Source organism: Methanobrevibacter sp., assembly GCF_017940815.1.
GTDB lineage: Archaea > Methanobacteriota > Methanobacteria > Methanobacteriales > Methanobacteriaceae > Methanocatella.
In genome coordinates this window covers 18,618-27,584 of record NZ_JAGAXX010000027.1, presented here as the reverse complement: position 1 = coordinate 27,584, position 8,967 = coordinate 18,618, and the positions used below count along the sequence as shown (strand labels likewise).

The window sequence follows — 8,967 nt, the reverse complement described above, 5'->3', positions numbered from 1 at the left end:
TTTATCTAAGAGCATTTGGAAAGTAATACAGTATATTTTTTTATTTTGCAAAAAAATTCTAAAAATACAACACCCCTCTTAAAAGTGCAATTCATCTCCCGGCTTAAAGAAGCCGGAGAATTCTTGCACAATAATGTTAAAGGAGATACTATGAATACTAAAAAAATACTTGTAATTACAATAATATGTATTTTCTGCATAGGTATGGTAATGGGAGCTGCCTCTGCAAGCCATACTTTCAAAAAAGGCAAATATAAACTAACTGTATCCGATAAACAATATAAAAAATTGAAAACAAAAGACCAAACACATGTGAGTAAAAAAGTCAAAACTGTTAAAAAAACAAAATGGGTTACTAAAAAAGTGAAAACATATGAAACATGGGTTGATTCAGATGGATATATGTATAAAAGCAAATCATGGAACCCTTATAAAAAAGTAGGATATAAATCAAAATATATCAAATCAAAAACAAAATACTATTCCGATGGGGAAATTACATGGGAATATTACAAAGTACCAAAAACAGTTAAAAAACCAGTGTATATAGCAGCAATCCACGATTCTCGTTATGGAGATCATAAGATACATGTAGAGAAATATAATTTCAATCCATTCCCTAAAAATTCAAGACAATGACAAAAATGTAATTGGCGACTTTCTAATAGCTTAATTTAAGCTATTATTTTCTTTTTTATTTAATACCTCAATAAATTTTCATTTAAATCAAATTTTATTTCTAAAACACTTAACAAAATATATTAAAAATGTGAAAAACCTCGATAATAATAATTATATCTACATCCAAAAAAAGCATACAATTTATTAAAAAAAATCTTAATTTTAAATAAAAAAAGTTGTTTAGAAACTTACTTTCAAAGCAAGTTTCATTATCTTTTTAGTTTTTGATGTATTTTTTCAAGTCTTCAGCCTTATCGGTTTTCTCCCAAGGAAGACCTTCAATACCGAAGTGACCGTATTTTGCGGTTTGCTTGTAGGTAGTGTCGCGTAATCCTAAGGTTTCAATGATTCCGTCAGGAGTCAACTTGAAGTTTTCACGCACAATTTCCTCAAAGGTCATGTCCCCGATGTCAGCACCGGTTCCGAAGGTGTCAACCATCACTGAGGTAGGTTCAGCAACACCGATTGCGTAGGACACTTGAATTTCACATTTTTCAGCAAGACCGCTTGCAACGATGTTTTTAGCAACGTATCTTGCCATGTAACATGCACTTCTGTCCACTTTTGTGCAGTCTTTTCCGGAGAATGCTCCTCCACCGTGTCTTGCATATCCTCCGTAGGTGTCTACGATAATCTTACGTCCGGTCAATCCAGCGTCACCGTGAGGTCCACCGATTTCGAACTTACCTGTAGGGTTGATGTGAATTTTAGTGTCTTCAGTGATTAATCCTTCAGGAATTACAGCCTTGAAGAGCTTTTCTTTTATGTCTTCGTGCAATTGCTCTTGATTGTCGGACATTGACTCGTCATGCTGGGTGGACAATACCACTGCATCAAGTGAAAGTACATTTCCGTCCTTGTCATAGTTGACTGAAACTTGTGCCTTACCGTCAGGTCTTAAGTATGGCAATTCTCCGCTTTCTCTTAATTCAGTCAATTTATTTGTTAACTTACGAGCTAAATCGATAGGGAATGGCATCAATGATTCAGTTTCATTGGTTGCAAAACCGAACATCATACCTTGATCTCCTGCTCCGGTTTCTTCATCTCCCCTGTCTACACCTTGGTTGATGTCTTGGGATTGAGCATGGAGTTTATTATCAACTTTACAAGAGTGACCATCGAATTTCAATTCCGGCTTGTCATATCCGATTTCAATTATTGTGTCCCTTATGATCTTTTCAATATCTTCCTTAGATAAATCAGTGTTAGAAGTGATTTCACCGAATACCATAGCAAAATCTGTTGTCACACAAGTTTCACATGCAACGTGGGACTCTTTATCGCCTGCCATATATGCATCCAATATTGCATCAGACACTATATCAGCAACTTTATCCGGGTGTCCTTGAGTTACAGATTCTGATGTAAATGTTCTATATACTTCACTCATTATATCACCATTAGCATTAATGTTACAAAAATCTCATTTGTAATATGCAATAATCATTATATACTAATTTAATATTTGTATCAAATCATATTTAAATACCTAACTATATTTACACCCCAAAACAAAACAATTACCATGAAAACAAAAAAAGAGAGAATTTTTTATTATGATGCACTGAGGGCATTCGCTATCATTGCGGTTATAATTTGCCATGTGGACATGTTCTTCGGGCCCCTGACCAGCACAACACAGGTGATAGCCCAAATGACATTCCACGACATTGGAAGAATCGGGGTTCCGATTTTTTTAATGATCAGCGGCGCTCTGCTTTTAAACAGGGACTATCCCGATTTGGGACAATTCCTCAAGAAGCGTTTTGCAAGAATCATATATCCATTCATCTTCTGGATCATCCTGATTCTGGGCCAGCTGTATGCCTATCATTACTATCCGTCATTCCTTTGGAAGGTGTTCATAGGGGAGCCTTCAATAACATGGTATTTCTGGACACTTATTGGAATCTATCTGTTCATTCCTGTCATAAACGTGTTCATCAAGGAATATGGAGAGAAGGGAATAAAGTACTTCCTGGCAATCTGGTTCTTCACAATGATTCTTAGAACCTTCAACGCATACCCATTATGGCAATACTTTGATTTGAACATGTTTGCCGGATATCTCGGATATCCGATTCTCGGATACTGGCTTTCAACCAAGAAGTTCAACATGAGCAACGGCAAGGTATGCATTTTAGGCTTTGCAATGCTTTTGGTTTCACTTGCCGCATTCGTTTATCTGGACTACAACAAAAGCGCAGCAGTAAGCATGATTTACCAAAACGTGCCTATAATCTTTATGGGAACAGGAGTGTTTTTATTTGTCAAGTATTTGGACAAAATGGGCAAGTTCAACTCAATCAAGAACAATTTCATCGGCAATGCGATAATATCCCTGAGCGTCTGCAGCTATGGAATGTACTTCTCCCACGTGATTGTGACCAAGTTCCTTTCATACCACAATCCCCACACCCATTTGATGTTTCCGGTGATGTTTGCGCTTACGATATTCCTGTCATGGCTGTTGCCGTACATCCTAAGCAAAATCCCATATGTGAAAACAATCAGTGGAGTCTAAACGCTCCACAATCTTATTTTTTTAACTTATTTTTTTGAAAGAATTATTCATAAAAAAAAAAACAACAAACCGAAAAATTGCTTTTACACTGGAATATTGCTTTTATTTCAAACAAAAAGTATAATTATCCTTTAATTTAATATATTAACAAGTAAAATGTTCCAAATTTCTGAAATAATGTATATGGAAGTAGAAACATATCTTATTATGTATTGCAATACATAATCTTTTATAAGTTAGTTATGTATTCTAATACATAACCTTTTATATATTAACTATGTATTATAATACTAATATTATATAAATAAAAATTGTATTTTTAATTGAAAAAAAAGGATATACCTTAATTATTTTTTTGAAAAATCTTACCAAATAGTAATATTTTATATACATCCCAATACAAATCTTAAATTACCTAATAAAAATTTCTCAAAAAACTCAAGGAGATTAAACATGCAAAGAACAACTAAAATTTTAATTGCAGTGCTCGTCATATTTGTAATCGGAATGACATTATCCGTTGCATGCTCAGAACCCGTATCTGCAAAAAAATTTAAAAGCTCAGATGGATATAAATGGAAAATCAAAAACCATAAATGGAAAAAAATGAAAAAACAAGCTAAAAAGCACTATAAATTTTTTAGAAAACATGGAAGTTACCATCCAGGTTACTCCAATGGAAAATACGTTAAACTAACCAGATACGGTTCTGTATATCACGGAACTGCTTATGCAGTTAAAAACTATTACGGAATACGCTGTGAAGTCCGTGCAATACACTGATTTATCTTAATATGGGCGAGCTATCATCGCCCAACAAACCTCACCACCATATTTTTAAAACAATTCATCAATTAATCTATTTTTTGAACATCCTATAACAATATTTAAATATTACATGCGAGTTATTACTCTTATGAACAGAAAGGTGATAATTGCACTCATTGCAGTCGTTGCAATAATAGGCGTAGGCGCGTTTGCCTTGACAAATATTGGCACCACACAAAGTGCTTCGGTCAATGTTGATGCAAATGCACTTGAAGATATGGGAAACCTAGTTGTCAACGCCAGTGATGAAAGCAAAGAAAAAGGACTATTTTTTACTGATACAAGCGATTTAAATACAATTCTTGTCACAAATAACGGTAAGTTAACCTTAAAAAACTCTATCGTTAACAAGACAGGAGACACACAAACCTCTGGAGACGACGCTGACTTTTATGGAGTGAACTCTGGAGTTTTAGTGAATACAAACGGTACACTTGACATTTCAAACGTTGAAATAATTACAAATTCCAAAGGATCAAACGGAATTTTTGTAACAAACGGTGAAGCGAGCACCAGCAATTCCTCACAAGGCGGTTCTGAAGGAGGACAATCTCCAGAAGCGACCGGAAACGGTGGTGGAGACGGAGGCCAACCTCCTGAAATGCCAAGCGGAGAAGGTTCTCAAGAAGGTGGAGACGGAGGACAACCTCCTGAAATGCCAAGCGGAGAAGGCAGTGGAGAAGCTCCTGAAGCTGGAGGAAACGGTGGGGCAGACCCATCAGGTGCCAGCGATGTGAGCGGAAACACTGAAGCTACCGTCAACAATGTCAAAATCACAACATACAGCGACAAGTCAAGAGGGCTTGATGCAACATATAACGGAAAGATTACTGCAAACAATGTTGAAATCAACACCAACGGACAAAGTTGTGCAGCTCTTGCAACCGACAGAGGCGAAGGAGAGGTTCATGTTGAAAACTCCATCATAAACACCGGTGTGGACAAGCAAAGCGGCAGAGGATCACCATTGATTTATTCAACAGGAAACATCACTGCCAAAAACACCCAAGGTACCTCATTCGTTTCACAGATTGCATGTATCGAAGGTAAGAACTCAATAAGTCTGGAAAACTGTGACCTTACCGGTTATGCAGAGGGCAACAGGCAGGACGGTTCAGAATATGTTGATTTGGGCGGAGTGTTCATCTACCAAAGCATGAGCGGAGACGCAGATGTCGGAACCTCATTATTTGATGCAAAAGACTCAAAATTGTCAATAGCTGAGGACTCATCAGTATATTCAACAGCACCTATGTTCCACATTACCAACACTGCTTGCGTAATCAATCTGGACAATACCGAATTGAGCTTCGGAAGCAATGTGTTCCTGGAATCATCCAGCCAAAACCAATGGGGAAACAATGGAACCAACGGTGGAGCATGCGAATTGAACACAAATAATGAAAAAATCAATGGAAACGTTATTGTTGATGAAATAAGCAGCCTCAACTGGACCATGAAAAACACAGAATTCAAGGGTGCAATAAATTCAACCGGAAACACCACAGTAAATGTGGCTGACGGTTCAACTTGGACCCTGACCGGCGACAGTGCTGTATCATCCTTAGAACTAACCGGAAACATTGAATATGGTGACTATTCACTAACCGTTGACGGTCAAAAATACAACAGTTCAAACCCATTTAACGGTTAAAAAAATAGATTGAGGAAATTTAATTTTCCTCATTTTAATATTTTAGCAGTTTTTACCTGCTTCATAAACTTTTTCTAATACATCATTTTGAGATTTGGCATTTCCAAAGACTTCAAAGACTTCTTTAATGGTAGGATTTTTAGAAAATCCAATGAAGCTTTCAATACCTATCAATGCATCGCCGCAAGAGCTTCCTGCAGCCATTATGATGTAGTAATCCTGATTTTCCAAATGCCTGAATACAGGATAACATCTGTCAAAGAACATCTTAAGGGTTCCGCACATCTCATAGTAGTATACGGGTGTGGCATAAACGACTACATCCGCTTCAAGCAAGTCCTTTAAGATTGGCGCAATGCCATCATCCTGAATGCATTTCATCTCTGGAGTCTTGCAGGCGTAGCATGCCTTGCAGGAAGAAAATTCAATGTCTTCCAAAAAGTATTTGACCGCATCATGGCCCGCATCAATAGCACCATTTACAAACTCATCACATAATGTGTCGGAATTTTGTCCTTTTCTTGGGGAAGAACTGATTACAACAACCTTTTTGCTCATTCTATCCAATCCTTTGCACCGCTGACATTACCCATGAACCTCATTCCTTTTGAAAAGTTGAGTTCAGGGTAGCTGTCCTGCAAGTCACTTACACATCCGTCGATTCCTGTTCCTCCTGATGTGCAGAACGCCTTGATGGTCTTGCCAGTCAAGTCAACGCTTTCGATGAATGTGTTGATGATTGTAGGTGCGGTGTACCACCATACAGGAAATCCGATTACGACAGTGTCGTATCCGCTCACATCACATGTCTCTGCAATAGGTGGCCTGAAGGACTTGTCGTTCATTTCAATGGTTGATCTGGATTGCTTGTCCATGTAGTCAAGGTCTGCAGCAGTGTATGGCTCAACAGGCTTGATTTCAAACAAGTCGTATCCATTTTCATTCGCAATCTTTTCTGCAACATTCTTTGTGACTCCGCTTGCGGAGAAATATGCAACTAAAACATTACTCATTCTATCACCTGGTTTAAGATAGGATTTCCTAATATATAACTGTTTACATTCGCAACAATTTTAAAAAACAATATAAACAACCTGAAAGATAATATATTACATTAATAAATTAATGAGGGTAATAAAAAATGTCAAAACCTGTCGTTGCAATTACAAGACCTATTGACAGAGCGAAAAAAGCCTGTGAAATTGTTGAAGAATTAGGCGGTGAAGCGTTTCTGGCTCCAACACTGGACTTGAAGCCTGTAAACACCGAATCCCTAAAGGAACTGGTGGCAAGAAAGGATGAGCTTGACTGGATAGTCTTCACATCCCCGACAACCATAGTTTCTCTGAACAAGTTTTATCCAGGATTCATCGAAAGCCTTGACTGCAAGCTGGCAGTTATCGGAAACAAGACCGGAAAACTGGCCGAAAAGCAAGGGGTTGAAGTTGACCTTATGCCTGATGATTTTACAGCTGAAGGACTGGTTGAGGAATTCTCAAAACGTGGAATAACCGGCCAGACAATAGGAATTCCAAGAACCGCATCCGCAAGGTCAACATTGCCTGAAGGACTCGAGGAACTTGGAAACACAGTCATTCTTGCTGAAGCATACAAGTCACTTTTCCCAATGGATGACGAGAAGGTCAAGGAACTGATTTCAAAAATCGAAAACAACGAAATTGATGCGATTACATTCACAAGCCCATTGACCGTTGAAAACTTCTTCAAGATAGCTGACGACAAGCAGAAGCTGGCTGAACTTTTAAATGACAATCTTTTGACCGTCAGCATAGGTCCGATTACCGCAAGAGTTTTGGAAAAGTATGGCATTTCCTACATTTACCCTGACACATACACAGTTCCGGACATGATGGAACTATTATTCAAAAAGCTAAACGAGTGATATTAATGGCTGATTACAAATACGTTATTGTCGGAGCGGGACTATCCGGCCTTACACTAGCTGAAAGAATTGCAAATGAATTGGATGAAAAAGTACTGGTTATAGAAAAGCGCAACCACATCGCAGGAAACGTCTATGACTTTTATCAGGACGGCCTCTTGATTCAAAAATACGGCCCTCACATTTACCATACCAAAGAGAAGAAGGTTCACGATTACCTGTCACAGTTTACAGAATGGATCGACTATGAGCACAGGGTATTGAGCAATGTGGACGGAAAGCTTGTCCCAATGCCAATCTGCATAGACACATTGAACCAGCTCTATGGCCTTGACCTCGATGAGGATTCCATGAGGGATTGGATTGACGATCACAAGGAAGACATTGATGAGGTCAAATCCTCAGAGGACGTTGTCTTGAAAAATGCAGGAAGGGACATTTACGAGAAGCTTTTCAAGAACTACACAGAAAAGCAGTGGGGAACTTCAGCGGCAAACCTGAGCCCGTCAGTTATTTCCAGAATTCCATTCAGGTTCAACCATGACACACGATACTTTGACGACCCATATCAGGGAATGCCTAAGGAAGGGTTCACCAAGATGTGCGAGAACATGATAAAGTCAGACAATATCCATGTGGGCCTCAAGTCAGACTACAAGGATTACATCCACAAGATAAACTATGAGAAATTGATTTACACAGGTCCTATCGATTACTTTTACGATTACAAATATGGAGAGCTACTTTACAGATGCCTGAACTTCGTATATGAAATCCTTGACGAGGACTCATATCAGGAGGTCGGTGTTGTAAACTATCCAAACCATCCATATTTCACCCGTATAACCGAGTTCAAGAAACTCACAATGCAGGACGTTGAAGGCAAGACCGCAATCATGAAGGAATATCCTGGATTCAACGGCGAGAAATGCTACCCTTACCCGACCCAGGAATACCTTGACAAGTTCAAGCTGTACGAGGCGGAAATGGAAAAAGAGGAAGATGTCATCTTTGCGGGAAGACTTGCCCGATACAAGTACTACAACATGGATTTGGTTGTAAAAGACGCATTGGAAATATTTGAAAATGAAATTAGGTGATTAAATGATTACAATTTGGCCACAATACATGAACAGAAACTTATCATTGAACGAAGGCCGTAAGATATCATTGGAGGACTCCGTAAAGGACCCTACAATCAATGATATTGAAAGGGCACTCAAAAGACTTAACCTCCCTCACAACGTTCAGAAGGAATTCTCATACCCTGGAAAATGGTATGAAAAATCCGGAAGGGTGCTTGTAGAATGGGAAGGAACAAAATTGGAACTTATACGTGAAATTAGCTTAGAAATTAAAAAGATGAGAAACTGA

Annotated in this window: 10 protein-coding genes; 7 read left to right on the top strand and 3 right to left on the bottom strand. The window is 38.3% G+C overall.

Going from position 1 to position 8,967, the window contains the following annotated elements:
• The first annotated feature begins 150 nt into the window (after window positions 1-150).
• Window positions 151-639, top strand: a complete 489-nt coding sequence (locus tag ILA26_RS03885) for a hypothetical protein (protein ID WP_292894248.1) — start codon at window positions 151-153, stop codon at window positions 637-639.
• A gap of 259 nt (window positions 640-898) precedes the next feature.
• Here the strand turns inward: ILA26_RS03885 and metK are convergent, their stop codons facing one another.
• Entirely contained in the window at window positions 899-2,074 is a 1,176-nt protein-coding gene (gene metK, locus ILA26_RS03880) for a methionine adenosyltransferase (RefSeq protein ID WP_292894246.1), read from the bottom strand.
• 135 nt (window positions 2,075-2,209) lie between these two features.
• On the opposite strand from metK, the gene ILA26_RS03875 reads away from it, so the two are divergent.
• The 3 genes from ILA26_RS03875 (at window position 2,210) to ILA26_RS03865 (ending at window position 5,690) form a co-directional block, all read left to right on the top strand.
• Window positions 2,210-3,208 carry an acyltransferase gene (locus ILA26_RS03875; RefSeq protein WP_292894245.1) on the top strand — a complete coding sequence of 333 codons (999 nt, stop codon included), beginning with the start codon at window positions 2,210-2,212 and terminating at the stop codon, window positions 3,206-3,208.
• A 453-nt stretch (window positions 3,209-3,661) separates the two neighbouring features.
• Window positions 3,662-3,991, top strand: a complete 330-nt coding sequence (locus ILA26_RS03870) for a hypothetical protein (protein WP_292894244.1) — start codon at window positions 3,662-3,664, stop codon at window positions 3,989-3,991.
• Between the two features lie 133 nt (window positions 3,992-4,124).
• A complete protein-coding gene (locus ILA26_RS03865) occupies window positions 4,125-5,690 on the top strand; it encodes a hypothetical protein (RefSeq protein WP_292894242.1) in 1,566 nt (521 codons plus the stop codon).
• A 42-nt stretch (window positions 5,691-5,732) separates the two neighbouring features.
• Here the strand turns inward: ILA26_RS03865 and ILA26_RS03860 are convergent, their stop codons facing one another.
• A complete protein-coding gene (locus tag ILA26_RS03860; protein ID WP_292894254.1) occupies window positions 5,733-6,248 on the bottom strand; it encodes a flavodoxin family protein in 516 nt (171 codons plus the stop codon).
• Entirely contained in the window at window positions 6,245-6,703 is a 459-nt protein-coding gene (locus ILA26_RS03855) for a flavodoxin (protein WP_292894240.1), read from the bottom strand. Before ILA26_RS03855 ends, ILA26_RS03860 begins: the two co-directional genes overlap by 4 nt.
• A gap of 128 nt (window positions 6,704-6,831) precedes the next feature.
• Between ILA26_RS03855 and ILA26_RS03850 the strand changes: the two genes are divergently transcribed.
• From ILA26_RS03850 to ILA26_RS03840, 3 genes are read left to right on the top strand one after another with little or no spacing between them, the layout of a single operon-like run.
• Complete coding sequence (locus ILA26_RS03850; RefSeq protein WP_292894238.1) at window positions 6,832-7,593, top strand: uroporphyrinogen-III synthase; 762 nt, start codon at window positions 6,832-6,834, stop codon at window positions 7,591-7,593.
• A 5-nt stretch (window positions 7,594-7,598) separates the two neighbouring features.
• Complete coding sequence (gene glf, locus ILA26_RS03845) at window positions 7,599-8,693, top strand: UDP-galactopyranose mutase (protein ID WP_292894236.1); 1,095 nt, start codon at window positions 7,599-7,601, stop codon at window positions 8,691-8,693.
• A 4-nt stretch (window positions 8,694-8,697) separates the two neighbouring features.
• Window positions 8,698-8,967, top strand: coding sequence for a signal recognition particle subunit SRP19/SEC65 family protein (locus tag ILA26_RS03840; RefSeq protein WP_292894235.1), 270 nt, complete (start codon window positions 8,698-8,700; stop codon window positions 8,965-8,967).

Bases quoted from the DNA above. Each gene is read 5' to 3' on its own strand.
- ILA26_RS03885 (WP_292894248.1), top strand. From the start codon at position 151: ATGAATACTAAAAAAATACTTGTAATTACAATAATATGTATTTTCTGC.
- metK (WP_292894246.1), bottom strand. From the start codon at position 2,074: ATGAGTGAAGTATATAGAACATTTACATCAGAATCTGTAACTCAAGGA.
- ILA26_RS03875 (WP_292894245.1), top strand. From the start codon at position 2,210: ATGAAAACAAAAAAAGAGAGAATTTTTTATTATGATGCACTGAGGGCA.
- ILA26_RS03870 (WP_292894244.1), top strand. From the start codon at position 3,662: ATGCAAAGAACAACTAAAATTTTAATTGCAGTGCTCGTCATATTTGTA.
- ILA26_RS03865 (WP_292894242.1), top strand. From the start codon at position 4,125: ATGAACAGAAAGGTGATAATTGCACTCATTGCAGTCGTTGCAATAATA.
- ILA26_RS03860 (WP_292894254.1), bottom strand. From the start codon at position 6,248: ATGAGCAAAAAGGTTGTTGTAATCAGTTCTTCCCCAAGAAAAGGACAA.
- ILA26_RS03855 (WP_292894240.1), bottom strand. From the start codon at position 6,703: ATGAGTAATGTTTTAGTTGCATATTTCTCCGCAAGCGGAGTCACAAAG.
- ILA26_RS03850 (WP_292894238.1), top strand. From the start codon at position 6,832: ATGTCAAAACCTGTCGTTGCAATTACAAGACCTATTGACAGAGCGAAA.
- glf (WP_292894236.1), top strand. From the start codon at position 7,599: ATGGCTGATTACAAATACGTTATTGTCGGAGCGGGACTATCCGGCCTT.
- ILA26_RS03840 (WP_292894235.1), top strand. From the start codon at position 8,698: ATGATTACAATTTGGCCACAATACATGAACAGAAACTTATCATTGAAC.